Origin of the sequence: Paenibacillus sp. GCM10027628 (genome assembly GCF_042676385.1) — a bacterium.
Classification (GTDB): domain Bacteria; phylum Bacillota; class Bacilli; order Paenibacillales; family NBRC-103111; genus Paenibacillus_E.
In genome coordinates, this window is record NZ_JBHTHA010000036.1 from 324453 (window position 1) to 350725 (window position 26273).

29 protein-coding genes are annotated in these 26273 nt (G+C 45.7%); 11 read left to right on the forward strand and 18 right to left on the reverse strand.

Features of this window, described 5'->3' with window-relative positions; genetic code table 11:
- Window position 1 precedes the first annotated feature (1 nt).
- The 6 genes from ACFQZT_RS24425 to ACFQZT_RS24450 all read right to left on the reverse strand — a co-directional run bounded on the left by ACFQZT_RS24425 (window position 2) and on the right by ACFQZT_RS24450 (window position 5773).
- Entirely contained in the window at window positions 2-1021 is a 1020-nt protein-coding gene (locus ACFQZT_RS24425) for a LacI family DNA-binding transcriptional regulator (RefSeq protein WP_379304061.1), read from the reverse strand.
- Window positions 1022-1123: 102 nt separating this feature from the next.
- Window positions 1124-2425 carry a 6-phospho-beta-glucosidase gene (locus ACFQZT_RS24430; protein WP_379304063.1) on the reverse strand — a complete coding sequence of 434 codons (1302 nt, stop codon included), beginning with the start codon at window positions 2423-2425 and terminating at the stop codon, window positions 1124-1126.
- Between the two features lie 5 nt (window positions 2426-2430).
- Window positions 2431-3429 carry an N-acetylglucosamine kinase gene (locus tag ACFQZT_RS24435; protein WP_379304065.1) on the reverse strand — a complete coding sequence of 333 codons (999 nt, stop codon included), beginning with the start codon at window positions 3427-3429 and terminating at the stop codon, window positions 2431-2433.
- 28 nt (window positions 3430-3457) lie between these two features.
- Window positions 3458-4453 carry a LacI family DNA-binding transcriptional regulator gene (locus ACFQZT_RS24440; RefSeq protein WP_379304067.1) on the reverse strand — a complete coding sequence of 332 codons (996 nt, stop codon included), beginning with the start codon at window positions 4451-4453 and terminating at the stop codon, window positions 3458-3460.
- A 288-nt stretch (window positions 4454-4741) separates the two neighbouring features.
- Window positions 4742-5338 carry a hypothetical protein gene (locus ACFQZT_RS24445; RefSeq protein ID WP_379304069.1) on the reverse strand — a complete coding sequence of 199 codons (597 nt, stop codon included), beginning with the start codon at window positions 5336-5338 and terminating at the stop codon, window positions 4742-4744.
- Window positions 5339-5536: 198 nt separating this feature from the next.
- Window positions 5537-5773 carry a DUF6953 family protein gene (locus ACFQZT_RS24450; protein WP_379304071.1) on the reverse strand — a complete coding sequence of 79 codons (237 nt, stop codon included), beginning with the start codon at window positions 5771-5773 and terminating at the stop codon, window positions 5537-5539.
- A gap of 181 nt (window positions 5774-5954) precedes the next feature.
- Here ACFQZT_RS24450 and ACFQZT_RS24455 point away from each other — a divergent pair, with 181 nt between their 5' ends.
- On the forward strand, window positions 5955-6059 hold the full coding sequence (locus ACFQZT_RS24455) for a YjcZ family sporulation protein (protein ID WP_379304073.1): 105 nt from the start codon (window positions 5955-5957) through the stop codon (window positions 6057-6059).
- 98 nt (window positions 6060-6157) lie between these two features.
- Here ACFQZT_RS24455 and ACFQZT_RS24460 read toward each other — a convergent pair whose 3' ends face one another.
- The 3 genes from ACFQZT_RS24460 to ACFQZT_RS24470 form a co-directional block, all read right to left on the reverse strand.
- A complete protein-coding gene (locus ACFQZT_RS24460; RefSeq protein ID WP_379304199.1) occupies window positions 6158-6661 on the reverse strand; it encodes a DUF1003 domain-containing protein in 504 nt (167 codons plus the stop codon).
- A gap of 170 nt (window positions 6662-6831) precedes the next feature.
- Window positions 6832-7413 (reverse strand): hypothetical protein, encoded by a 582-nt coding sequence (locus ACFQZT_RS24465; RefSeq protein WP_379304075.1) that lies wholly within the window; start codon window positions 7411-7413, stop codon window positions 6832-6834.
- A gap of 376 nt (window positions 7414-7789) precedes the next feature.
- Window positions 7790-8158, reverse strand: coding sequence for a hypothetical protein (locus tag ACFQZT_RS24470; RefSeq protein WP_379304077.1), 369 nt, complete (start codon window positions 8156-8158; stop codon window positions 7790-7792).
- 281 nt (window positions 8159-8439) lie between these two features.
- Here ACFQZT_RS24470 and ACFQZT_RS24475 point away from each other — a divergent pair, with 281 nt between their 5' ends.
- Complete coding sequence (locus ACFQZT_RS24475) at window positions 8440-8526, forward strand: putative holin-like toxin (protein ID WP_379304201.1); 87 nt, start codon at window positions 8440-8442, stop codon at window positions 8524-8526.
- A gap of 557 nt (window positions 8527-9083) precedes the next feature.
- Here ACFQZT_RS24475 and ACFQZT_RS24480 read toward each other — a convergent pair.
- From ACFQZT_RS24480 to ACFQZT_RS24490, 3 genes are read right to left on the reverse strand one after another with little or no spacing between them, the layout of a single operon-like run.
- Window positions 9084-10238, reverse strand: a complete 1155-nt coding sequence (locus ACFQZT_RS24480; protein ID WP_379304079.1) for an ABC transporter permease — start codon at window positions 10236-10238, stop codon at window positions 9084-9086.
- The gene (locus ACFQZT_RS24485) at window positions 10231-11415 is read right to left on the reverse strand and encodes an ABC transporter permease (protein ID WP_379304081.1); all 1185 of its coding nucleotides are present in this window, start codon (window positions 11413-11415) and stop codon (window positions 10231-10233) included. The genes ACFQZT_RS24480 and ACFQZT_RS24485 overlap by 8 nt, the downstream gene beginning before the upstream one ends.
- 12 nt (window positions 11416-11427) lie before the next feature.
- Window positions 11428-12363, reverse strand: coding sequence for an ABC transporter ATP-binding protein (locus ACFQZT_RS24490; RefSeq protein ID WP_379304083.1), 936 nt, complete (start codon window positions 12361-12363; stop codon window positions 11428-11430).
- 204 nt (window positions 12364-12567) lie between these two features.
- Here ACFQZT_RS24490 and ACFQZT_RS24495 point away from each other — a divergent pair, with 204 nt between their 5' ends.
- Both ACFQZT_RS24495 and ACFQZT_RS24500 read left to right on the forward strand, forming a co-directional pair.
- Window positions 12568-13710 (forward strand): sensor histidine kinase, encoded by a 1143-nt coding sequence (locus ACFQZT_RS24495; RefSeq protein WP_379304085.1) that lies wholly within the window; start codon window positions 12568-12570, stop codon window positions 13708-13710.
- An 18-nt stretch (window positions 13711-13728) separates the two neighbouring features.
- A complete protein-coding gene (locus tag ACFQZT_RS24500) occupies window positions 13729-14391 on the forward strand; it encodes a response regulator transcription factor (RefSeq protein WP_379304087.1) in 663 nt (220 codons plus the stop codon).
- On the opposite strand, the gene ACFQZT_RS24505 is transcribed toward ACFQZT_RS24500, so the two are convergent.
- Window positions 14392-15237 (reverse strand): stalk domain-containing protein, encoded by an 846-nt coding sequence (locus tag ACFQZT_RS24505; protein ID WP_379304089.1) that lies wholly within the window; start codon window positions 15235-15237, stop codon window positions 14392-14394. It abuts the gene before it with no gap.
- A gap of 197 nt (window positions 15238-15434) precedes the next feature.
- Between ACFQZT_RS24505 and ACFQZT_RS24510 the strand changes: the two genes are divergently transcribed.
- The 5 genes from ACFQZT_RS24510 to ACFQZT_RS24530 all read left to right on the forward strand — a co-directional run bounded on the left by ACFQZT_RS24510 (window position 15435) and on the right by ACFQZT_RS24530 (window position 19476).
- Window positions 15435-16067 carry a YktB family protein gene (locus ACFQZT_RS24510; RefSeq protein WP_379304091.1) on the forward strand — a complete coding sequence of 211 codons (633 nt, stop codon included), beginning with the start codon at window positions 15435-15437 and terminating at the stop codon, window positions 16065-16067.
- 99 nt (window positions 16068-16166) lie between these two features.
- Entirely contained in the window at window positions 16167-16856 is a 690-nt protein-coding gene (locus ACFQZT_RS24515; RefSeq protein ID WP_379304093.1) for a hypothetical protein, read from the forward strand.
- Window positions 16857-17036: 180 nt separating this feature from the next.
- Window positions 17037-17762 carry an ABC transporter ATP-binding protein gene (locus ACFQZT_RS24520; RefSeq protein WP_379304203.1) on the forward strand — a complete coding sequence of 242 codons (726 nt, stop codon included), beginning with the start codon at window positions 17037-17039 and terminating at the stop codon, window positions 17760-17762.
- A complete protein-coding gene (locus tag ACFQZT_RS24525) occupies window positions 17759-18787 on the forward strand; it encodes an ABC transporter permease (RefSeq protein ID WP_379304095.1) in 1029 nt (342 codons plus the stop codon). Before ACFQZT_RS24520 ends, ACFQZT_RS24525 begins: the two co-directional genes overlap by 4 nt.
- 26 nt (window positions 18788-18813) lie before the next feature.
- Window positions 18814-19476, forward strand: coding sequence for a TetR/AcrR family transcriptional regulator (locus ACFQZT_RS24530; protein ID WP_379304097.1), 663 nt, complete (start codon window positions 18814-18816; stop codon window positions 19474-19476).
- A gap of 80 nt (window positions 19477-19556) precedes the next feature.
- Here the strand turns inward: ACFQZT_RS24530 and ACFQZT_RS24535 are convergent, their stop codons facing one another.
- Together ACFQZT_RS24535 and ACFQZT_RS24540 are read right to left on the reverse strand one after the other, a co-directional pair.
- Entirely contained in the window at window positions 19557-20726 is a 1170-nt protein-coding gene (locus tag ACFQZT_RS24535) for an MFS transporter (RefSeq protein WP_379304099.1), read from the reverse strand.
- Between the two features lie 35 nt (window positions 20727-20761).
- Window positions 20762-22099 carry an MFS transporter gene (locus ACFQZT_RS24540; RefSeq protein ID WP_379304101.1) on the reverse strand — a complete coding sequence of 446 codons (1338 nt, stop codon included), beginning with the start codon at window positions 22097-22099 and terminating at the stop codon, window positions 20762-20764.
- Between the two features lie 81 nt (window positions 22100-22180).
- On the opposite strand from ACFQZT_RS24540, the gene ACFQZT_RS24545 reads away from it, so the two are divergent.
- On the forward strand, window positions 22181-23650 hold the full coding sequence (locus ACFQZT_RS24545; protein WP_379304103.1) for an aminotransferase class I/II-fold pyridoxal phosphate-dependent enzyme: 1470 nt from the start codon (window positions 22181-22183) through the stop codon (window positions 23648-23650).
- A gap of 131 nt (window positions 23651-23781) precedes the next feature.
- Complete coding sequence (locus ACFQZT_RS24550) at window positions 23782-24201, forward strand: DUF1885 family protein (protein ID WP_379304105.1); 420 nt, start codon at window positions 23782-23784, stop codon at window positions 24199-24201.
- Between the two features lie 63 nt (window positions 24202-24264).
- Here the strand turns inward: ACFQZT_RS24550 and ACFQZT_RS24555 are convergent, their stop codons facing one another.
- The 3 genes from ACFQZT_RS24555 to ACFQZT_RS24565 form a co-directional block, all read right to left on the reverse strand.
- Window positions 24265-24576, reverse strand: a complete 312-nt coding sequence (locus tag ACFQZT_RS24555) for a DUF1292 domain-containing protein (protein WP_379304107.1) — start codon at window positions 24574-24576, stop codon at window positions 24265-24267.
- Between the two features lie 91 nt (window positions 24577-24667).
- Window positions 24668-25285, reverse strand: coding sequence for a stalk domain-containing protein (locus ACFQZT_RS24560; RefSeq protein ID WP_379304109.1), 618 nt, complete (start codon window positions 25283-25285; stop codon window positions 24668-24670).
- Between the two features lie 79 nt (window positions 25286-25364).
- Window positions 25365-26246 carry an alpha/beta hydrolase gene (locus ACFQZT_RS24565; protein ID WP_379304111.1) on the reverse strand — a complete coding sequence of 294 codons (882 nt, stop codon included), beginning with the start codon at window positions 26244-26246 and terminating at the stop codon, window positions 25365-25367.
- Between the last annotated feature and the right edge of the window lie 27 nt (window positions 26247-26273).

The following is a 26273-nucleotide window of genomic DNA, read 5'->3' on the forward strand; positions in this document are numbered from 1 at the left end:
TTTATCCCTCTTTCCCCACTAAATTCAGTTGTCGTACAGATTCCCGTACAATCAGTTCTGTGCGCAGAAGCACTTGCTCGGTTGCCCGCTGCTTGTTTTCCATATTGCCAAGAAGACGAATGGCGCCTTCTTTGCTGATTTGCTCAATCGGTCTGCGCACCGTCGTTAGAGCGGGAGTCACATAAGCGGCGAAAACCGTATCGTCAAAACCGACCACCGAGATATCGCCAGGCACGGTCAACCCTGATTCCGAGATCGCTTTCATAGCGCCAAGCGCCATCTCATCATTACAGCAAAATACTGCAGTCGGCCGATCCTCATGTTTTAAAAATTGCTGCATGGCTTGATGACCGCTCTCCAAATCGTATAAACCTGGATAACGATGTTCCGGCTTAAGCGTAATACCATGATGGACCAAAGCCCTCTCAAAACCTTCCTTCCGGTTTTGGGCGGATTTAAATCCCGCGCGCCCCTCAATCAAGGCAATTTTACGATGTCCTTGCCCGATTAAGTAGGATGCAGCCTGAAACGCTCCATGCTCTTCATCTGAAAGAACGTTCAATACGCCAAAAGTATCTACAGGTCGGTTCAATACAACAAGCGGAATCCCTTTGTCGGCTGCGTGTTCGATAAAAGGCTGATCATCGTCGCTTTGGCTGACGACAATGATGCCGTCAAAGCTTTTGCGCGTGATGGAGTGAAAACTGGTATAATCCTCAATTCCTTTGACAATGAGCTGATACCGGTCTTGAATGACGCTATTCACCCCGCGGATTGCTTCATAGAAGAAGCCCGCCGAGGTACCGTTACTCAGCGTTGTAAAAAAGAGACCCAAGTTATACGAACGATCCAGCACCAGACTTTTCGCGCTGAAATTGGGCGTATAATCCATTTCCTCCGCGATGGCGCGAATCCGATCCTTCGTCTCCTCATTGATCAGCGGACTATCGTTCAGCGCCCTGGAAACAGTCGTATGGGAAACTCCCGCCAGACGAGCAATATCTTTGATCGTAACGCTCATAACTTCACCTCTGAGAACAGAATAACACGTTATGCACACGTTAACAATAGCCACTTTTCGCATAAAAGAAGCTCCCCTCACAGGGAGCTTCCGAATAACGTCTTATTTAAAGAAGTTTGGCAAGTACGGCTTATTCTTCTCCAGCATCTCTTCCATCAAAATCTTGGCTGTACCAACGGAAGGCACCAGCGGATGATGCACAAGAGCTTGTAAAACGAGGTCTCTATTCCCTTGAACCGCTGCTTCAATGGTTAAGCGCTCGTATGTTTTGACAGCATGCATCAGCCCTTTTACATGCTCAGGCACTCTGGTTAATCCCATAGGTACCGGTCCTTGCCCGGTCACCACGCAGTTAACTTCGATGCAAGCGTCCTTCGGTAAAAAGTCGATCACATTGTTGTTCATCACATTCAGCGTTTGAATGTCCCGCTTATCGTTGTACAGAGAGTCCATCAGATTCACGGCTGCTTCCGAATAGTAGGCTCCACCGCGCTTCTCCAGTTGCTTCGGTTTCTCCTGCAGATTCGGATCCTTATAAAGCTCGAACAATTCGTCTTCGACCCGCTTCACGACCTCAGCGCGTGTACCGTTCTCCTTCTGAGATTGAAGCTGCTCTTGCAGCATAACATCCGTCATATAAAAATATTTCAAATAGTAGGATGGCAGGGACTGAAGGGAACGTAGAAAGTCAGCGTCCCATTCGCTTGCAGGTACGTTCTTGCCGCTAAATTCTTCTCTCCGATCAAGAAGATCAGCTAATTTATCCTCGCCTCTGATTTCGGCGCGCGTCACCCAGTGAAGATGATTCAGACCAACGAACTCGGTATAAATTTGCTCGGCCGTCGCCTCGTATTTCTTCATAAGCCATTTGTGCAAACCGATAGGTGCATTGCAGAGTCCGATACTCTTCACTTTGGAATACTTGTGAATCGCTTCCGTCACCATACCGGCAGGGTTCGTGAAGTTGAGCAGCCACGCATTCGGGCTGAGTTCTTCAATATCCTTACAGATATCAAGGAGTACGGGAATAGTGCGAAGTGCTTTCATCATTCCGCCAGGGCCGGTCGTTTCCTGACCGATCACGCCATATTTGTTCGGGATATGTTCATCCCATTTGCGCGCCTCCAAAAGTCCTACACGCATTTGTGTCGAAACGAAATCTGCATGCTCTATCGCTTTTCTGCGATCCAATGTCAGATGAACCTCAATTGGCAAACCGGACTTTTCAATCATTCTTTTCGCTAAATTACCGACGATCTCCAGTTTATGTTTGCCTTCCTCCACATCCACAAACCAGAGCTCCTTCACAGGCAGCTGTGCATATCTTAAAATAAATCCTTCCACGATTTCCGGCGTATAGGAAGAACCTCCGCCAATAATTGCAATTTTGAGCGCATCTCTCATTCTTCTCACATCCTAGTCTCGTCTAATAGTTGAATAGTCTGATAATCGGACACTGATTTAAGCTTCTCATAAGCTTCAGTGGAAACGGAGTCTCCGGCAGCTTCCATCGCCATCCAAACGGCTCCGACCACTGGTTCGACATTCAACTTAACCAGCGTCGCGTAGGGTGCGACCTCGTTAACTGCCTTTTCGACATAAGCTTCAACGAACGTACCCGCGCCTCTTGCCAATATACTGCCCGCCAGAACGACGTTGAATGTTTCTTGTTCCATTTGGAGGCGTTTAATTACGGCCGTAGCCGACTTCCCAAGCTCTTCGCCTTGAACTCGCAGAATGCGAAGCGCCACCTCATCGCCTTGTTGTGCCGCTTGGAACAGCAATTTCGCCGTATTCAGCGGTACGGATTTGTCATGATCCAAAAAGTCGTCAAACATCTCCTTCACCGTGCCATAGCCAAGAAAATTTAGCATCAAATCCGTCAACAATGTCGGCTGTTCTCTGCCGTCCCAAGCTCGGATGACGGAGCGAAAAGCTTCTACGGAGAGTGTTCCGCCGCCGCCAAAATCGCCGAACTGATACGTAAAGCCGCCGCATTGGTAAAACTCGCCCTGCCGATTTTTCCCCGCGCTGTTCGTTCCGCTTCCACAAATGAGAACGATGCCTAAGGGCTCGGACGTCCCGGCTCGCAAAGCAACCATCGTATCGCAATCAATGGCGTACCGAGGAAATCCCAGTCCGCCAATTAGCGGACGGAGAATTGTATAATCAATCGGTCGATCTGCGCCAGCAAGGCCAAAGAAGGCATATTCAATATCGCTGAGGGCAAGACCCGTTTGGTGCAGCGCCATTTCAACGGAGTTCGTTATATTCGCGCGTGCTTGCTCAGCACCTAATTGATGATTGCCATTCCCGCTGTGCCCCTTACCGACTATTTTTCCGTTTTCATCTGTAATTAGCGTATAGGTCTTGCTGCCTCCTGCATCCACACCCAAATAATATTTCATTCTTCCAACTCCCGTATGTCCGTCATCTCTAGTTTTGTTTGAATCCCGTTGATTCTCGAACAATCAATTCAGGCTCCAACTGCACGGTTATGTTTCGTTTAGCAGTCCCGTCAATCCATTTCAACAAAATATCGACGCCCTGCTTACCCATCTTATCCGCCGGTTGCCGGACAGTTGTTAACCTGGGACGAAATTCCGCTGAAAAGATCTGATCATCGAATCCGACAACGGATACGTCACTCGGAACTCGATAACCTTCGTTGCTTAGCGCATTCATAACGCCAAAAGCCGTTAGATCGTCTGCAGCAAATACTGCACTTGGCAGTTTTCCCGATTGAATCCAGGCGCTTGCTGCCTGATAACCGGATGTGATGCTAAAATCGCCCTGCTCGATCCAAGAAGCCTGTAATCCCGCATCTTGCATAGCGTCTATATAACCTCGTTGTCGTTCAATACTACTTAAAAAGCGCTTTTGGCCGCTGATATGGGCAATTTCTGTATGTCCGAGATCAATTAAATGCTTCGTGGCCTCGTAACCACCTTTATAATTATCCACAATGACCGATGAAACGGACGGATTGATGTGTTGGTTATCCAGCAAAACGAACGGAATTTTCTTCTTCTTTAACTCCATTACATATTCATCTTCATGAATGGGCGAGAGCATGATGACGCCATCGACCCGATCTTCCTGGAACATGGAATGATGAAAAGATGAGAACACATCTGTAGAAACGGACAGCGCCAGGAAATAGCCTTTTTCTGCAAGTCGATCATTAACTTCCTTAACGACTGCATCCAGGAATGAATCGTTCAAAGTAGTAATGGCGAGCCCTATGATTCCGGTCTTGCCACGTGCCAAGCTGCGTGCAGCTGCGTTCGGATGGTAATCCAGCTCTTTCATGGCCTGCAGGACTTTCTGCCGATTCTTTTCTCGCACAGTACCTGCCTGATTAATGACTCGTGATACGGTAACAACTGATAATCCGCTTTTTTTGGCAACGTCAAAAATACTTACTTTCATCGGGAAACAACGCTCCTCCCCCAGATTTTCTCGGCAATGATTCTCCATCCCTAAAAGTTATATCGCTTTAACTTTTGGAGCGCACCTCCCCCTATAAAGTTCACTCGATATGTATTCTTAACAAGCATTGCTATTAGTAAGGTCTCAAAAGTTAAAGCACTTTAACTTTCATGTGTTGATTATATACGATGTGCATCTTGTTCAACAAGTATCTTTTTACAAAATAACGCAAAAGAGAGACCGTATCTAGATACAGGCTCTCTTTTTATTTGACTCCAATATTCATTTTCACATCTCCAATAAGAGCATTTCTTGTCTCATTTCCACCAGCTTCAGTTTGCTTTCCAGTACGGCTTTCTGATCACCTGCCGCGATAGCGTCTTGGAGCGTAGCTAATTCGTAGTCGATTTCCATACGCAATATCGGAATCCGTTCGTCGGTCCGTTTGGATCGCAGCGCTTGCATCACTTCTTCAAGTGTCACAGTGGGCTCCTTCTGATACAGCACTTTATGCTCGATGCCGCTTATCTCCACCATGCGAATAATTTCACCGAACATAATATTCTCAATGAGAATTTGCCGATCTTTAAACCTTTTTACCACCGCGTGCCCGCGTGTATCGCCAATCAATTTTTCCATCATTTCGGCAAGCTTCTCATCCTTGAAGGAGTAATTGCCAACAATTTTATATTTCTCACCAATTCGTTCGAACTTCAGCTTGATCAGCTTACGGCCGGTGCGAATCGAAATGATGAATTGCAGCTCACTCTCGTTCCAATACAAAGAATAACCTTCCTGAATAAGTGCTTTGATGAAATTCCGGATTAGCCGGCGATCAAATCGTAACTCTAGGTTGCAATACTCCACTTCATGACTCTTACTCACGGCAATCCCCTCCATATCGAATCCCTGCATTTTATTTAAATATTCAGACAACTTATCCTCTTACCCTTATCTTATTATGAATTCTATGTTTTAGCAACTTGGATTATTGACATTTTTTTAAGCAAAAGCGTACAAAAATAACTGGCGCCTAAGAGATCGCGGCCCCAGCCCAATTTTGTAAATATTCCCACTTCTTCTTTAGTGCCAGCCCCAGAAAAAGCCGTCTCTTTCCCATGCCGCTCTCCCGCCATGCAATTTCTTAAACGCTTTTTTCACATCTTTTCCAATAGCCTGATTGCCGTTCTCATTTACGTAGATGAACGATTCCCCAAAAGTTCGGCTAATATAATCGACAGCATCCTTTTGATATAAAATGCCGGCTGATTTTAATTCTTGAAACATCCATTCCGCTACATCATCTGCTGTATTAGGCATGTTCGCTGCCCTCCATTTCAGTCAACTCATCCTCACATTGTAACATAAACCATGATTTTTTTTCATATTAGGTACAAGAGCACAATCACAAAAGCACTTCCCAATAGCCCATTCATTCCTAGCCGCATAACCATATGCTATCTCGTAACTCAATTAGATCAAGACGAAAGGGTGAAATTCAATGAGCTATGGAGCAGCGGGTGTAGGTGTTGGATATACATCATCGGCGGCAATTTTGGTTCTTTTCATTTTGTTGGTAATTATCTCTAGCGCTTTCGTTATCTAATTTATTTCATAAATATGAAAGGGCAAGTCTGCAACTTAGCAGACTGCCCTTTTATTTGTGCGCTTAACTGGCTTCGGTTTTTCAGAACTAAGACTATCCTACTTTTGAAGCAGCTTTTTTATTTCCGCCAATTCTCCGCTCACTTCATTTCTAAAGCTTGAAAAGTCTGCTTCTATACGATGTAAATGCATTTGCATGTCATTAATTTCTTGCTCCGCTTTATAATTAATTGAGAAGTCAATAACAGTTTCTCGTTTATCACGTGCTGACTGTCGGTTTTGACTCATCATTATTATTGGCGCTTGGAAAGCGGCGGTAAACGACAAGATCAAATTCAATAGTATAAATGGCGGCTCATCAAAATGAATCACCTTGGTTAGCGCTAAAGTGTTAATTAGCATCCACAATACCAAAAAGACACTAAAAATAAAAATAAATTTCCAACTTCCTCCAAAGGCAGCTACTTGATCCGCAATCCTATCGCCACGTGTAGTTCTTTTGGCGTATTCATTCTCTAAATGCGATAAGATATGTTCTTCATAGTCTGCTACTAAGCGATTAATTCTAGTACCGTAATCTCTAAGCGCTTCATCGATTTTCATTTCTTCCACAAGTTCACCCCACTGATTTAGTGTTCGTATAAAATTCGACAAAAACCAATCATATCCCTTTCAAATCTACAAGAAAAGCACCATCCACACTTGAGTTCGTCACATCGTTTTTCCACTCTTTTTAGACTATTTGGAAAAAATTGACGAAACGAGTCGTGGTATCATAACATAGATGTCGGGGAGGATTGAGAAAAATATATGAAGAGAAAATTATTGGCATTAACAATTACTGTTGCATTGATGGCTAACACAGCAGTTGCATTTGCAGCACCATCGTCTGGTGGGAGTTCTCCAAGTACATCGTCGAGAACCGGATCGTTTTCGTCGAATTCAAATTCTAGTACGAAAACAAGCCCTTCTACAAGTACTAACTCCAGCAGTACAACGAAATCAAGCCCGTCAACGAGTACAAATTCATCAAGCAGCTCAAGTTCCAGCAGTGGTTTCTCAGGTGGAGCAAGCAGCAAATCAACGATAAGCGGAAATACAACAGCACCTTCTGCCGCACCATCATCAGCTCCATCGAGCACAAGTTCATCTTCAGGATTCAGTGGTGGAGCTTCTAGCAAAACTACAGTGCCAAGCACAAGCAGTACTGCCCCATCAACAAGCTCAAGTACGTCATCGGGTTTTAGTGGAGGCTCTTCCAACAAAACAACTGTACCGAATACACCGAGTTCAAGTAGCTCGAACAGTGTTTCAACTGGTTTCCAGCGCCCTTCGAGTGCAGTAAGCGGAAGCAAAGTAAACCCTTATTCAGGGAAAACCTACTATGGTGGTAGTGCATATTATAACGACCTACCAAGTGGATCTCGTGCAAGCAGTTTCTGGCCCACTGCGGGAGCTTTTGCCGCTGGAACAATGATGGGGTCAATGCTTCACCCATGGGGCGGTTATTACGGAAGCCCAACCGTAGGTTATGTGCATCAGCCATTTTCAATCTTAGCTTTAATCGTTGACTTTCTTGTATTGCTATTCATTATTTGGATCATTGTCTTTTTTATTAGAAGAGCAAGTCGAGAAGACTAAAGAGTTTTAAAAATATGGATGAAGTAGTTGAGTATGTAAGTTAGTACTCAACTACAAAATTTTAATGTCTCTTCACTTGGTTGATAAATGCTATTTTTCATCTTGAACAGTAACAAATTTCTCAAAAGCCTTGTCAAAATCTTCCTTCGTCTCTGCTTGTTTGTAGGAAAATACCCCGTTAGCATCTCTAATCTGATGTTCTTCAAGATCAATACATTCATAGAAATTTATAATGTCAAGCGGTGAACCTTCGACAACTAATTCAATTCCTCCTTTTCTCCTAGGTGAAACTAAATATGCTTTTTTGTACTTTGAAGAAGATGACTGAAATAAGATAAACTTCCCTTTTCGTGTCATATAGTCAAGTATTTCAGGATAATTATTTTTAGTTCCGCATGGTAATTTAAACGAGGACATCAATGGCATATAAAGTTCAACTCCAATATTTAATTTGATCAATTGCTCCTCAATAATACCACATTTAATGATCCAATTAGCCTAAAGGATTTAAAATCCGATTATCTTCCTAGATCGATGAAGCAAAGAAAAAAGATGGGGCTGTTTAAAAATAGGAAATGACTCATACCTTTCAGGTACCTATATATCGAATTATGTTGTAAGTATAGTCATAAGAACTAGTCACATTGACACTACCACATTTATCCATTTTATTATAGAGTTTACAATAAGACGACTTGTACAAAGGCGGACACCTTACTGGAAAGGTGGAGGCTGCAAGCATGGATATATTTCAATCTCTCTCAATCATGTTTGCGTTTGGGTTGTTCATACTCACATTACTAACCTACATTGACAAGAGGAAATGATCTGAATTGGCAATAGTTTTGGTTTGAAACCATACTAATTAAATCCGCCAATTACAAGCCGCCGTACAAGTCAGATCATTTCATATGATCTGACATTTTTTGTTTACGACGAACCAGACCAACGCTGAGAAACACAATAAAAAAAACCTGAGGCTGCGCCTCAGGCCCTTGTCTAATGACGTACATTTGGGAACGAACTTGTCTTTGTCAATCCGCCATCTTTTCGTTTGCAAAGATGAAAAATATCGTTCGAGACACGATTGAAGCATCCCCACTTGTCTGTTACAATGATAAACATCTTTCCAGCGTCGCTCCGCATACAAAACTTCATTTTTTCTCGTCTGTAAGCATTCAAAACAATTCAAAACATCGTTAGAGACACGACTTCATTTCCTCCTCACCACTGCAACGATGAAAAACACCTTTCCAGCTGTGCACGTGCTGTTTGTTGTTGTACGCTTTGCACCTACACCACGAGGCAAATTCCGAATACTTTGCGGGGACCCTATGGGAAAGAAGTTTTTATCGCCACTAGGAAAGTTTGATATGACATCTCTTCACCCTACTTCTGGCTCCCCAGGCTTTAAAATCACCGAACCGACCCCAAGCAAAATCAATCCGAACAAGGTAAGAATGCCCATGTGCATCCACATCTCGGATAACGTCTGCCCCGTTGCCATGCGTTCTATGGCGTCTATCGCCCATTTTTGCGGTACAAAGTTAGCGATCTTTTGCATCCATTCCGGCATGATGCTAACCGGCCAAAAACATCCGCCAAGCATGCAGGTTGGGGTTATAACAATCGAGTTGATAATGTTGATATTATTAGCATGTTTGACTACACTTGCAATCGTACACGCAATTCCCATACACGCCAGCAAGAAGAATTCCAAAATAATGAAATGTGACAAAAACGGCAGTCCGTAGTTATAGTTGGTTGCATATCTCGTGATTAGGAGGATGACCAGAACTTGTAAAGTGCCCACAAGGAAACTGCCTAAAAAATTACCGAGTACAATCTCTATCGATCTGACAGGCGCCGTAAACATACGAGCCATCGTGCGCTGTCTACGATCCTCCATGATCACACTGACCGTATTACTCATTAAGCCCATCATAAACAGCAGCATAAAGCCGATCACAATACTCATGCCCGAATTGATATACAAATTATAATCGGTGATGGTTGCCTTCACCTGGTGCTTCTCCATTTGAACAATCGTCTTTTCTACGGCATCCGAGAGCGCAGTATCCTGAAGCCCTAAGCTCTTTTGCAGTTCGATAAAACCTTGATAGCTGGACATAGTGCTGTCTATGTTAAGCTTCAGTGTGAATGTGGCCTCATTCAAGCCGATCTGGAACAAATCCACTTGAGCCAATGAGCCTTTCATCATCGTCTCGCTAAATCCTTCAGGGATCAGCATAGCCGCACTCACTTTTTGCTTGACTACGTGTTCTTTTAAAGCAGCTTCTGATGAAGCTTCAGTAAATTGATAATCAGGCAAAATGGATAGTTCGCGGATTAAATGAGCTCCTATTGGCCCGTGATCCATATTCATATATTCAATATTGACTCTCTGCGTCTGTTGCTGTCCAAGAATGCCTATGATGAGAGAGACGACTGCTGCCGGCATAACGATATAGATGAGAAAGCCTTTTTTCTGCAGTAGTGTCCGGCGCAGCATATTTAGCGCTATATAGAAACTATTCATGGTATCCCGCCTTTCGATAGACGATTAATGCAATCGCCAGAAGACCGGCCGCAATCGCGCTCAACATCCAAACATGATGAACGATAACCGAGTTGTCGCTCCCAAGCATAATCCGCAGGATCCCCTGCATCCCCCAGTGATTCACTGTGAATTTACCCAAGTTTTTCAATAAACCATCTGGAAACGGTGAAAATCCACCGCTCAGAAACGTCATCACCATAATGATCATTTGAAAAATCATATTGATCGTCTTTATCGATCCGGACATCATCATAACCAGTATCGCAAGACTCATCGATGCCACGATGACCATCATACAAACAAGAATGAGCATCACAAACGAGTGCCCCCAACTCACTCCATAAAGCCATATCGTTGCTATAATGATAACAAAAGCTTGGAGCAGCGCGATCCCTGTATTTCCGAGCACTTTGCCAACCAAAATCCGAACATTTGAAATAGGCATGGAATTTAAACGCGAAAGCGTATGAGATTCCTTTTCGCTCTGCAAACCAATCGCCGTAGACATGCCCGAGTACAACAAAAACATAACGAGCATGGAAGCCGCATAATACTGCGTTGCGGTATAGGTCTCATCCATGTTGCTCAACTTTCCGACACGCACATAGGATGCCGGATCAGCCGGTTTATGAAAAACGAATTCAGCTTGACTTTTTCTGGCTTCCATCGCAGCGGGATCAGCGGTAATGAATATCGCCTGGATTTGATTCGCTTTTTCCAAGAAGGAACGGAGCGTCATTTGTGCGATGAGGTTCTGACCGTAATTTTTGCCGGGAATCATCTCCCACTGAGCTTCTTTTCCGGAAAGTACCTGCGTACTGAAATCAGCAGGAATGATCAGGGCAAACTCGGATTCACCCGTTTTCACACGATGAACGGCTTCATCCCTTGTAGAAACGGGGGTCGCATTCAGAATCCGTTTCATTTCCGGCGCATCCAGAAAGCTTTGAAATTGGGCGCTTAAAGATCCGGTATCCGCTTGAATAATATCCACCTTTACCGGTTTCAACTTTTGATCCTCAATTTTAAATGCATTCGCCAATGCCGATCCTAATATGAAAATAAGTAAAAGCGGCATCAGAAATTGAATGGCTAGCACATATCGCATTCGCAGCATGCGCAGCATTTCGTACCAAGCGATAATCCATATGGTCATGGCTCACTCTCCCTAATCCCGCAAGGTTCGACCGGTCAACGATAGAAACAGAGCTTCAAGATCCGGCTCCACTTGAATGAGCGATACGATTTTCACCTGATGCTTAGATAAAATAAATAAGATGTCCTGTAAATAAGCTTGCGAGGAAGCAAGCATAATTTCGATCGTTTGATCTTGGAGCGTGACTTTCTTGATCCGCGGATGTTCTCTGAGTTCTTGAATCGCTGCCTCCACGATGTTCGCGGCTTGAATGATAATCTTATTGTCTTGTGCCACTTTGCCCCGAAGTTCCTCCTGAGTTCCACAAGCGATCAGATGGCCGTGATCCATGATCCCGACTCTTGTGGAAATAGCAGATACTTCCTCCATATAATGACTTGTATAAATAATCGTAGAGCCCATGCGGTTCAATGCGCGAACTGACTCAAGAATATGATTGCGGGACTGCGGGTCGATGCCCACTGTCGGTTCATCCATAATAATCAACTTGGGATGATGCATGATGGCGCAAGCAATGTTCAATCTTCGTTTCATACCGCCTGAAAAAGAATTCGGCTTATGTCCGCTCCGATCCGATAATCCGACAAAGTCCAGCGCTTCCTCCACCCGATTTTTTAGAAGCTGCCCGCGCAAACCATACAACCTTGCAAAAAATGTTACGTTTTCTTTCGCAGTTAGCCCTCCGTAAATTGCCAATTCCTGGGGAACAAGACCGATTCTTCGTTTCACCTCTATGGGTTGATTGGCGACGGATAGCCCGTCTACGTACATCTGCCCTTGATCGATTTGGAGCAAACCGCTCAACATCTTGATCGTGGTACTTTTTCCGGCGCCATTCGGACCTAACAGACCAAAAACCTCGCCCTCCTGAATCGTTAAATTCAGATGATCCACCGAGATATGGTTGTTGTATCTTTTCACGACATCTTTAATTTGAATAAAGCTCATAATATCCTCTCCTCAGAGTTTCGCGTAGCAAAACGCCTTCCATTGTTGTTCATGAAATTATTGTAACTGACCAGCCGATCTATCACAGGTAGAATTAGTCATCTTCCAATATGACAAAAGTCATCTAAGACCAATTCATCAGATCCACCTTTTAAAAATTGTGCTATAATTTGCGTAAACCAGCTGGAAAAGGACGGGAAAAGATTGACCGCATTTCTGCCTCTTACGCGTTATATGTTAATACTCATCCCGGCAATAGCTTCTATGTATCTAGAAAACTATGCCTCATATGGGAGATTCGTCTTTTGCACCCTGCTGCTCATTTGGATCGCAGATCTTCGCAGAACTGCTTGGCTAGCGTCTTATTCTTTTGTCATTTTGCTGATCGAAATCGGGTTTGGCGCTTGGATGAGCTATACTTATGGAGGTCTATTATTCATAACGTTCTATTCGACTCAGCTCTCTTATGTCCAACTTGCAGGAAGTCAATTTCGTTACGTTTGTCTAACGCTTCAACTCATACTCTTGAATATTACCATGCATGGACAACCCGCGAGTCATTATGTCATCGCCAACCTAATCTTCATAGCGGTCACGCTCCTTCTTTTGCAGCTCCTTTTCACTGCGCAAAATAAAGAGGAAGTGGAGATGGTATACGATCGACTGCGCAGAAAGCACTACGAGCTCGACGAAGCTCGCATGCAGTTGATCGATTATGCCCGCAAGGTTGAGAATATCGCACAAGCCGATGAACGCAACCGCATCTCAAGGGATATTCATGACGATCTAGGGCATAAACTCATTCGCTTGAAAATGATGATGGAGGCAGGCATCCGAATCCTTCCGACCCAGCAGCAGCAAGGGATGGATATGATGCTCTCCGTTCGCGACCAATTGACGGAAAGCATGGAGCTGCTCCGATCGACGGTTCGCCGGTTAAAGCCGGACGAGGAAACGATGCAATCGTATTCATTAAATAGGCTGATCGATGAGTTAATTCGGGACAGCGGCATCAAGGTCGATGTGGAGATGGAGGGCATGCCCTATGCCCTTTATCCGAGCTTGGAATTTATACTGTACCGCAACGCCCAAGAAGCCGTCACAAATGCAATACGACACGGCGCTGCGACGCAAGTGCGGATTCAATTATCTTACGAGTCCAAACAAGTTACAATGAATATCTCCAATAATGGGACGCTTCCTCCCGATACGAGCATAAAGGGCTTGGGGATCAGCGGGATGGAAGAACGCGCGAAGCTCATTGGCGGTCAGTTATTTGTTAGCGTCGATGAAAGGTATAACGTGACTACGGTCTTGCCCACCTATCGTCCCGCTCAATCCATTTAAAAAGGAGTTATCTGCTACATGATTCATGTACTCATTACCGACGACGATCCATTTATCCGTGAAAGTTTAAAATTAATTATAGGCCTGGACGAGGAAATAACCATTGTCGGCACGTGTACCCATGGCGAGGAAGCGTTGGATTTCATACAAGGCGGCACAAAAGTAGACGTTGTCTTGATGGACATACGCATGCCCGTTTGCGACGGTGTGCAGGGCACGCTCCGCATCAAACAGTCTTTCCCGCACGTTGCCGTCCTCATTCTCACGACATTTGACGATGATGAATTCATCGTTCAAGCTCTGCGCAATGGAGCGAGCGGGTACCTGCTTAAAAATATTTCACCTGACCGGATTATCCAGGGCATTAAAACCGTCCATCAAGGCAACTTGCTGATCCACCCCGATATTGCGAAAAAATTGACTTCGTTTATCAACCATAGTCCAAACACACCTAAAGAAGCACCAAAGCCAATCACCGCTTTCGGATTAACGCCTACTGAGCAAACAGTTGTAATCAAAATCTCAGAGGGCCTCTCGAATAAAGAAATCGCCCAGGTTTTATTCCTGAGCGAAGGTACGGTTAAAAATTATATTACTGAAATTCTAAGTAAACTTAACTTGCGCGATCGGACGCAAATTGCCATATTCTATTTAAAAAGTCAATCAGGTGCCGGGGCATAATTATTGAACCCTGGTTACCTGAATGTCTTCTTTCGAAGAGCTGCCTACGACATAATCCATTGTGCTGTTCATCGACATTACCTTCGTAAGTTTCAGAGTAGTTCGATAAAAGTGCCCGTTCTCCGTCAATAAATAACTGTAGGTGTTCTCTTCCGGCAGAGCATCCACGATAATTGGTGATGTCATATAGGGCACGTTATTGACTTGATAAAAACGAAATCCGTCTACGTATTCTTTAATAACTTTGCGTTTCAGGTCATCCGTCTCTCCTGTAATGACAAGCGGTTCATTCATGACATAAGATATCTGCGGTGTCTCTTTCCACCTGGTTTTTATCTCTGCTTCGCTAATATACAAGTCCCCGGTATACTTTTCTTTGGCTTTGCGCAAACCTTGTGTATCAATGCCCATCCGCTCCATATCCTTCAAACGATAGTACGTTTGATCCGTCATATTCGTTAATACGGGATAGGTAGCTCCGAGATAGTCCATATACTGCGCATACGGAGATTGCAGCACAATTTCCGTATAGTTTGTATCATTGCCTTCTGTCGGCTGTTGAGGATTGATTCGGCTATTGATATAAATGGTTTTGTTGCTGTCCTTCCAGTTCACCACCGCACCCAAATACGTGCTGAGCTCTTTGACCGGCAAATAACTCGAATTATTATAAATTAATGGCGGATTCGCCAGCTTCACCTGCTGGCCGTTAACGACAACGTTGAAATCGTTGCGCAAATACGCATCCACGCGTTGAATCAAATCTTGAGCGTACACACCCGCCGTGAAGCATGTACCCATCAAAGTACCGATTATTGTAAGTTTTGACCATTTTGGCATGCTCATCTTCATAATTTCTCCCGTCTTCGATAAATAGCACTTCTCAAAAACTTTCGCCAAAATTTGATAAATTTCCTTCTTTTCTCAGTAAAATGGATCCAATGACCTAGATCCTCTTGACTCAAAAGGTGCCATGCATTGCGAGAAAGGTCGATTTGCTTTAGAATTATTTTAAATAGGAGCTAAGAGAGGAATTGAACTAGATGACTTTCAACGGATTTACTTCACACGATTTTGATACATTTGCTATAGAGGGCTTGGATGGCAGAATGGAAGCAATTCGCGAGCGCATACAACCCAAATTCAAGACACTTGGAGACTCGCTCTGCGCGGATCTCACTCTCCTTTCCGGCACGGAAATGTTTCTGCACATTGCCAAACACGCCAGGCGCACCGTTAATCCGCCAGTAGACACGTGGATGGCGATTTGCCCGAACAAACGGGGGTACAAGCAGGTTCCCCACTTCCAGGTCGGCCTTTTCGACGATCGTGTTTTTTTATGGCTTGCCCTTATCTATGAGCTCCCGAATAAAAGCCTGATTGCCACGAGATATATGAAAGAAATTGATCGCCTTCGTAAGGAGCTCCCTTCCGATTTCGTCATCTCCTTTGATCATATGAAAAAAGATACCGCTTCTGTATCCGAGCTTGATCGAGCTGGGTGGCAAACAGCGTTAACCCGTTTCCGCGATGTAAAAAAAGCGGAACTGCTGATCGGCAGAAACTTGGCTTCCACAGACCCCATGCTGACCAAAGGCGCTGAATTCGAGCAACTGGTCAAACAAACGTTTGAGACATTGCTGCCCCTTTATCAGATGGCTGTCGGTGTGCAATAAAATTTATGCTGGCTTAAGGTTCCTTTTAAGTAAAATTACCCCCTCCTGCACAGACTAAGTCCTGTAATTCCGAATCTTAACCGGAAAGGAGGGTTCCCATTGAACCAAGTTTACTTAAAAAAATTGGTCGTTAGCACCTTCGCTCTTACCCTCGTGCTTGGCGGCAGCTCGCTTTATGGTTTTGGCCACGCTGCTGCTGCTCAAACTAGCAGCGTGGAGACGCAGCTAAGTGCGAACAATCAGCAAAAGGGCGAAAATAGTGATGGACGTCATGGCCGAAAATGGCCAATTGTCGAAGAATCTGCTTCCCTGCTGGGCATCGATAAAGATGCGATGGTGAAATCGCTGAAAGACGGCAAAAGCATCGTTCAAGTTGCGGCGGAAAAAGGGATGAGCGAAGCTGATCTGACGGCCAAGCTGCAGCAGATGCGCACTAGCAAAATTGAAGCGGCTGTGAAAGACGGCAAGCTGACGGCCGAACAAGGCGAGCATATGAAGCAAAAGCTCGGCGAGCACTTGAAGTTTATCTTGAACGAGAAAAACTTGTTCGAGCATGCGGATGGACGGGGCAAGTGGCACAAGCACGGATTAAAGCCTGATCCGGAGAAATTGGCCAAATCGCTAGGAATGAGTATGGATGAGATGCGTGCCCAGCTTAAAGCCGGCAAGTCGCTCACGGAAATCGCCCAATCTAAAGGAATATCGAAAGACAAATTGGTCGCAACGATTAAAGAACAGCTTACCCCATCAATTGAGAAGATGGTTGACCGCAAGAAACACGCTGAGTAATTCAGGTACCTTTAAGCATTAAATCGAAAAAAACTATCCTTGCAATTATGCGGGGATAGTTTTTTTGTTAATAAAATGAGTGATTACTCACTTCACATATTTGTCTTTTCGCAGTAAAATGGAATTATCTATAAAATATGAGTGATTACTCACTTTTATAAGAGAGGTGCTGTAACGATGATGACGGACATATCGATTCACGTCCAAGGAGTTAGTAAACAGTTTGGCGAGAAAGTTGTGCTTCAAGATATTACGTTGGAAGTTCCGAAGGCTCGTATCTTCGGGTTGCTCGGTCCTTCAGGCTCCGGCAAAACGACATTGGTCCGCATGATCGCCGGCATTGACACTCCAACTGCTGGGACTGTTCACGTTCTTGGCGAACGGATGCCACAGCTCCGCATGTTGTCCAAAATCGGCTACATGGCGCAGTCGGATGCGCTGTACGCAGAGTTGACTGCATTTGAGAATATGGAGTTTTTTGCGACATTGTACGGATTGATCGGAGTGAAACGAAAAAAGCGAATTCAAGAAGTTATGGAGCTTGTTGATTTGAGCGAGCATTTGAAAAAATTGGTCTCCAACTTTTCCGGTGGGATGAAACGAAGATTATCTTTGGCAATTTCGTTACTCCATGAGCCTGGCGTGCTAATTCTCGATGAACCGACGGTCGGGATCGATCCTGTGCTGCGAAAATCCATCTGGGAGGAGTTATCGAAGCTGAGCGCTCAAGGCACAACCATTCTTGTGACAACTCATGTTATGGATGAAGCGGACAAATGCCATCGGCTTGGCATGATAAGGGACGGCAGGCTGACCGCTGTTGGCACACCGGCTGAACTGAAACAAGCGACTTCCTCCGCTACCATTGAAGAAGCATTTCTTTACTACGGGGGTGTTAGGGGATGAGAATTCGCGCCATTGTCATTCGTATTTTGCGGCAGTTTTTCCACGATAAGCGGACGCTGGCTATGATGCTTGTGGCTCCGATGCTGATTTTATTCATGATGTCACTCGTATTTAACGGCGATACGTATGTACCGAAGATCGGCGTCGTCGATGTTCCTGCCCCACTCATTCAGAAATTGCAGGACCAGAATGCCAAAGTCACCGTATATACGGCGGAGCAGGCACAAAGCGAACTGGAAGCAACGCGATTAGATGCTGTCATCAGCTTTAGCGGCGGCGTGCCACAGATAAAACTGGAAGGCAGCGATCCGGGTAAAAATAAAGCCGTCCTTTTTTTGCTCCAGAAAGTCGTGCAGAGTACGACAGGAACAGCACTAAACGCTCCACAGCCCGCAGTCAGTTATTTGCACGGATCGGCCGATATGGCTGCATTTGATAATTTCGGCCCGGTGCTGATCGGATTTTTCGTTTTTTTCTTTGTCTTCCTGCTCTCTGGCGTATCCTTCCTGCGCGAACGTACCGGCGGTACGCTGGAACGGCTCCTAGCCACACCGCTTCGCCGGTGGGAGATTGTCATCGGCTACATTTTGGGCTTCGGCATTTTCACCCTGCTTCAAGCCACCCTTATCGCCTGGTTCGCGACCAGTGTACTTGGCTTAATGCTTGTCGGCTCCTTTTGGTACGTTCTTCTCATCACTGTACTTCTGGCGCTTGCCGCACTTTCCTTAGGAACCCTGATATCGGCGTTTGCCAATAATGAATTTCAAATGATTCAATTCATTCCGCTGATCATTGTACCGCAAGTATTCTTCTCCGGCTTATTCAGCCTGGATACGATGTCCGTCTATCTGCGCTGGATTGGCGTCATTATGCCGCTAAAATATGGGGCTGAAGCACTTCGGAATATTATGATTCGCGGAGCCGGCTGGGATCGGATCTGGCTCGATGTCCTCGTGCTGGCCGCTTTCACCTTATGTTTCATGATACTGAACATCGTAGCGCTTCGAAAGCACCGTAAGATATAATGAGAGCATCAAAGGAGGTGAATGCAATGCCCGACACAGAGCCATGGCTGAGCGAACTGCTGCGCATCAACGATGAAGAAGAAAAAATGACGGACAAACAAATAAGAATCGTTCAAGCGGCTGTGGAAATTTTCTCTGAGAAAGGGTTTGCGGGTTCCTCGACCAGTGAAATCGCGCAAAAAGCGGGAGTAGCCGAAGGTACGATCTTTCGTCATTATAAAACGAAAAAAGAGCTCCTTCTCTCTATCGTTGTGCCCATTATGACAAAACTGATCGCACCGTTCGCGGTCAAGGATTTTACAAAAGTTTTGGATGCCGATTATCAAAAAGTAGAGGATTTCTTACGGGCCGTTACGCTGAACCGTATGGAATTTGCCCGCAAACATTTCCCTATTCTTAAAATATTTCTGCATGAGATCCCCTTCCATTCGGAGCTCAAAGAGAGTTTCAAAGAGAATGTCGCGAAGTCCGTGCTTGAACGCGCCTATAAAGTCATTCGTCATTTTCAAGCTGAAGGGCAGCTTGTTGAACTGCCTCCAGCTACCACGATGCGTTTGATTGCATCAACGATTATCGGGCTTATCCTGTCCCGATTCCTGCTAGTACCGGAATCGGAATGGAATGAACCGCAGGAAATCGAGTACACGATCGATTTCATTATGCACGGCTTGGCGCCGCGCAAGCCGTGAAACCTCGCCGGCTCATGCATGAAAAAAAGCTGTACACCCGCTCCTCTCAGAGGAGCGGATGTACAGCTTTTTTGAGCATGTCAGGCGGCTTGCTGGACCGCGTTCTGACGGTCCAGGAGCACGAAACGCAGCAGCAGCAGTGTCGCTGCCAGGCAGAGCGCGCCGCCGATGATGAACGGCAGCGAGTGCGCTACCGCGAAGACCGCTCCTCCGAGGAGCGGGCCGGCGATGCGGCCCAGGCTGTCCATCGAGGAGCTGAGGCCTGTGGCAACGCCCTGCCCGACCTTCGTCCGCTGTGTAATCAGCGACGTCACACAAGGGCGGATGAGCGCGTTGCCGGCGCCGAAGATCGAAAGATACAGCGCGGCGGTAAGCACGCTGGATGAGTACAGCAGCAGGAAGAAACCCGCTGCCGATAATAACAAGCCAATCGCGATGACTCGTTGCTCGGCGCCGTTTTTGACCAAGCGTCTAACGACGCCGCCCTGAATAAGGGCGCCAACGATGCCGCTGGCCAGGAACATCATGCCAATATCAAAAGGTGTGGCGCCGATTTTGGCCATTTGAAAATATTGCAGCGTTGCTTCCAATCCAGCTAAAGTAAAAGAAACGAAAAACGAAAGCACATATAAATACTTAGAAGCACCAGAGAACGCGGACCATCTGGATGGTTTGACTTCCTTCACCGCGGTGCGTCGTTCTTCGGGCAACGATTCTTTTAAAATCGCAAAAGCGAATAAAAAAGAAGCAAGCGCTAAACCGGATGCGGCAAAGAACGGAAGCGCTGTCCAAGAGCGGCTCAAAATACCGCCGATAGCCGGGCCGAAGATAAAGCCTAAACCAATCGACATGCCGACCATCCCCATACCTTTGGTACGGTTCTCAACTGTCGTAATGTCGGCCACATAAGCGACTGCGCAAGCGGTAGCCGCGCCGGAGAACAACCCGCCAAAAATTCTGGACACATACATGATCCACAAATGATCGTTGGCAAATCCGAATATAAGGAAACTAATGCAGAATCCTATCAATCCGATTAATATAATCGGTCTGCGTCCGATGCGGTCGGATATTGCTCCCCATACCGGCGACATGAGAAATGAAGCCGCTGAGTATACCGAAAGCAAGAGTGCATTATGATATTCGGCACCTGCACCTTTGACGACTTCCGGAAGAACCGGGATGATGATCCCGAACCCAATAAATATGGTCATCAGCAGCAGCATGATGATACCTATTTGTTTATTCATGATGCTTGTCTATCCTCCAAATGAAACTTTTTCCACTATCGTACCACACCTTTTTTTCCGATGGAAATGAACATTTGAAGAACGAGCAGTATGATCAAGCAAGAACCGCTCACTAAAAAAGGTGCGTGATAGCCATATACATCCCACAGCTTGCCTGATACGATTGGTCCTACAATCATACCTAATCCTTCTATGGTTAAGAAAAAGCCCCAAACGGCCCCTCTTTTCTCCGGAGGGATCGCCGATGCAATAAGCGCATTCCATGATGGTATGATGAATGCATAGCCAACTCCTAAAGCAGCCACCATTACATAGAGCAGTCCCATGGACCGTACGAATGTGAAGAACAGCAGCGTAACCGCACTGATGGAGAAGCCTGCAATCAAGAACGGGCGTATGCCGAACCGATCTACCAGTTTGCCCATTGGGACCAGGCAAATAACCGTAATTGCACCACCTGCGATAAGAAACATGCTGAACTGAAAGGAAGTCAACTTCAATTCTTCTTTTGCGTAAAGCGTCAGGATTGGCGACAAGATTCCAAGAGCGAACGTTTGCGCGAACATAGCCGGGAACATTAGCGGGCTTACATTCATGGAACGGCGTACTTCGCCCAAATACGCGGTTATTTTCTGCAGGAGAGAGGTGTGTGCCTGAGCTGTACGCTGAACATTCTCATGCTTCGTTCCAGTGACTCCTGGCTTTCTCGGCAGTAACAAGGATACAAGCACGACAATCGTCATACATCCAATCAGCAAACGGAAAGCCATGCTGTAGTTGTTGTCTTTTATGAAAAAATTAATGACAACTGGCCCTAAGCCTGTGCCCGACAACCAAGCCATATAAACAACGCTCATGATCGTTCCTTTCGATTCCTCTCCTGCAACCTCAGTTGTGCCGGTAATCACACATGGCCATAACGGCGCCGTACCTAAACCAAGCAGCGCACTACCGGCGATTGTCCATATATATTGAGAGGTTGTCGCGATGAGAATCACAGAGACAAAAGTGAGCAGAACACCGGTAAGCATCGTAGTTCGGTAACCCATCCTGTCAATAATCCAACCCACCGGCGTACGCAGCACATTATCTCCTATGTATTGAGCAGCTAATGTCCAGCCGATGATAAAGGCGGACGCGCCAAGCATCGTTTTCATATAAACAGGTAAAATGGTCAGAAGCAGAGCTCCCTTCACAAATTCGACAACAAACATAATCACCAACAATTCCAGCACAAACGGTGAAAACAATCGTTTTTGCTGCCATTTTTGCAGTGGATTCACGGAATTACGCCTCCTTTTCCATTTTTTTATATGGTTACTGTTAGTTTTGCCGTATTTAACGCAAACTATTTTCAAAAATTTAGCTTGCATGTAATTTCTATTTTGTTATACTTTTTTTGTTTGTTGCAAAGATCGACAAGCAATCCACGATAGAAGGGAAGCGATAATCAGGTGGATCATACCCGTACCCCCCTGTTCTCCGCACTGCTGGCGCATGCCGAGAAAAATCCGATTCAGTTCCATATTCCTGGCCATAAAAAAGGAGTCGGCATGGACCCCGAGTTTCGTTCCTTTATTGGGGACAACGCCCTGTCCATCGATCTCATCAATATAGCACCTCTGGATGACCTACATCAACCAATGGGCGTGATTGAGGACGCTCAGAAGCTTGCTGCCGACGCTTACGGTGCCGATCATACATTCTTCTCCGTACAAGGAACAAGCGGTGCCATCATGACGATGATTATGACCGTCTGCTCGGAAGGCGATAAAATTATCGTGCCTCGCAACGTGCACAAATCCGTCCTTGCAGCGATTATTTTCATTGGCGCTAAGCCTGTCTTCATCCAGCCTGCCCGCGATAGAAATCTCGGGATCGACCACGGAATCCCGACTCGTTCCGTACGCAGAGCCCTTGAAAAGCACCCTGACGCTAAAGCGGTATTGGTCATTAACCCTACCTATTATGGCGTCTGTACGAATCTCAAAGAGATCGTTGATCTTGTTCACAGTTATAACATGCCTGTCCTTGTCGACGAGGCACATGGCGTACTGATTCACTTTCACGAGAAACTGCCGATGTCTGCGATGGAAGCCGGAGCAGATATGGCCGCAACAAGCGTACACAAGTTGGGCGGATCAATGACTCAGAGCTCCGTACTCAATGTGCAGGGCAATCGCGTGAATCCAAAGCGCATTCAAACGATCATCAGTATGCTGACTACCACGTCTACCTCCTATATCTTACTGGGTTCATTAGACACGGCACGCAGGCATCTCGCTCTCAATGGCCGCGCCATGGCTGAACAGACCATCGAACTCGCGCAATACGCGAGAAAACAAATTAATGAAATTACTAATCTTTACTGCTTCGGTGAAGAGATTCTTGGTGAAGAAGCCACTTACAACTATGATCCTACTAAAATCTGCGTCCATGTTCGCAAGCTTGGCATCACCGGTTTTGAAGCGGAGAATTGGCTGCGCGAGCACTACAACATTGAAGTGGAAATGAGCGATATGTACAATATCCTTTGCCTGATTACACCCGGTGATACGCAGGAGAACGTGGATACTTTGCTGGATGCTTTACGCAAGCTCTCCCATGTCAACGATGATGTTGTCGATGTTAAAGAGGTTGTCATCAAAATACCGGCGATTCCGCAACTTACGCTGACACCTCGAGATGCGTTCTACGGCGAGACCGAAACGATCCCGTTCAAGGATGCGGCTGACCGCATTATCGCCGAATTTATTTATGTGTATCCGCCAGGGATTCCTATCTTGCTGCCTGGCGAGGTTATTACACAAGAGTTGATTGACTACATCGTCGAGCATGTGGAGGTCGGTCTGCCTGTGAAAGGCCCCGAGGACCGCAGCGTGCAAAATGTGAAAGTTATCGTAGAAACGCAGGCAATCTTCTAGTCTGCTTGCTTCCTTAGACCATACTTACGATGCCAGTTTTATAACGAAATCTCTTAGGGAAAATATTGTAAAACCGTTTACATGATGCTATGATGATGGTGATGTTTAGTCATGATGAGGTGATCAAGGTTATGGCTCAAAGCGCCTATATTAAATTTGTATCAGGCTCCGCTGTCCCTGCTTTATCCTTGGAAGAGCTGAAAGAAAAGCTGCTCCATTACAGAGAACAACTGTCTCTTACCGCTAAACAATTGGGATGGGAATACGATGATGCCGGATTTCCCTATACGATTGAGACGAAGCCGGAAGGCGAAGGCAAATGGTTTTACCTGAAAGGCAAAAACCCGCTGTATAAATATATTGTCGTCGGCGTCGGCAGCGAGCGGAACCAAGAGGAAGAACGCCACTTTGTCCAAGTTGTTTTGCCGGATGATGCTACCCACGGGGACAAGAGCAAAGGCAATGAGTTTTGCAAATATCTCGGCAAACAATTGAAAGCTGAACTTCATCTATTTAATGGCAGAATCATGTATTTCAACCCTAGGAAATAAATAGCAGTCAAACAGAAACCCCCTTCCAGATTAGATCTGAAAGGGGGTTCTTATGTATAGATCCTACTCTTCGCCTTCTTGAGCTACGATTTCATTATAAATGGTCACGACGCGTTCCCATTCGGCTTCATCTTCGATATTGACCAGATAGGCCTCTTCATCCTCTTCTTCAATACGGAAAATGACACCATCTGCCTCAGGATCGTTTCGATCGAGCAAAACGGCATATGCCTGCTCTTGAGATTGGAATGTATACACCATTACCATCTCATGTTCTTCACCGTTCTCGTCGGTAACGATAAAAATATCTTCTCCATGCTCGTGATCGTGGTCACAGTCCGGGCCGTGCACATGATCGTGCTTATGATCGCTCACAGGCAGAACCTCATTTCGTTTAATAATTGGTTACCCAATTATCCTAACATTTTCATATAAAGAGGTCAAACCACATCTTGGAAAGGAAGTCCTATTCCGATTGAATTTGCTTCTCGGATACCACGGAGTAGTCGGAAGCTCCGCTTTGCTTCATGGCAAACTTCACTACGTATGTACCGGCTTCATCAAAAGATACGCCATAGAGCGGAACCTTCAGCCAGAATGATTCCTTGGATTCATTGATCGATTTGACAACCGGCGTCACGACACTCTTGCCGCTTGGAGAGATTACGGAAACTTGCACGGAATTAATGCTCGTTTTTAAGTTGTCAACTTGGGCAAAAACGATGAAATCCGCTTGCTTGCCTTGCTCGACGACACCGAAAGGCACGATTGCCGAATCTTTGCGAACTTCTGTCGTAAAGAACATATGCACATTCGGTTTGTACAACGATACGGTTTTGTTCGAGTTATCCCACTTTACTAACGCTTGCAGCGCATCGCTTACAGCACGAAGCGGCAGGACGGTCTTGCCGTCAACAATAAGCGGTGGGACATCTGAATCGCCAAATTCCGCAGTAGTGTCATTGACGACCAAGCGAGCAATATTAAACCCCTTATAATCCCCCCATATCGATGAGGCCACCACTGCAGCCGTACTTAGAACAAAAAACACCAGCATCAACGCAAATATACGCTGAACTTTCATCCTCTTAACCTCCAGCTCTCGTTAGTAATCTTGTGTCTGCATTTTTATACTCCAAAGGTTAAGAAGAGTTGCGTTGTTTTTACAATTTTGAAAAAAAAGAAAGAACCCGTTTCGTATACGCTTCAGGCTGCAGTTTGTATGAACCTACATGCGCAGCTTTTTGCGTAAGCCATATTTCGAAAACATCCGGATGCCTGCTCCACATCGCTTCACTATTGGACCAAGGTATCGCAGAATCGTCCTCGCTGTGTATGAACAGCGCAGGCCTCGGATACAATTGATCGACCGCTTTAAGCGCATCAACATCACGAGGGTGTATACCTATCAATCGAGGCAATATCGCTAGTATTAGCGGGGTAAATGGGAAGCGCGGCAGCTTGGACCAGACCGGTAAATTCGCTTGTAAGTAAGGGCTGAGCTGACTGAACGGACTGTCGGCTACTACGCCTCGCACAGCTGACTCCTCTGCAGCCGCCAGAATGGACGTGCTGCCTCCCATGGAAAAGCCGATCAATCCGATTTTACCAGGGACATGCTCCTTCACCCAATCGATCGCTCCAAGCAAATCCTCTTTCTCTAAGTAGCCTACTGTCGTCAAATGCCCTTCGGATTCTCCCGAATTACGAAAATCAAACATCAATACGTTATACCCGGCCTCCACTAGCGATTTAGCCAGAGCTAACGCCGGAAGACCTTTCTCCAGACGTGTTCCTGCGTATCCATGAGAGATAACGAGTGTCATCGAAGTCGCAGTCTGCTTCGTGGGGAGAAACCAGCCATGCAGCACCACATCCCTCATCCTGCTTGGGAACGTAATGGCTTGGGCATGCAAGCCGTATTGCTCCGGAATTTCATCAATCGGTTTGCGGACCGGGTGTGTGAGCTTCCAGCCAATATACGTGGAAACGCCTATCAAACCCAATGCAATAAGCATAATAAAACAAACTAGGACCCATAACATGATAACGAACCACACCTCTTTATGAGC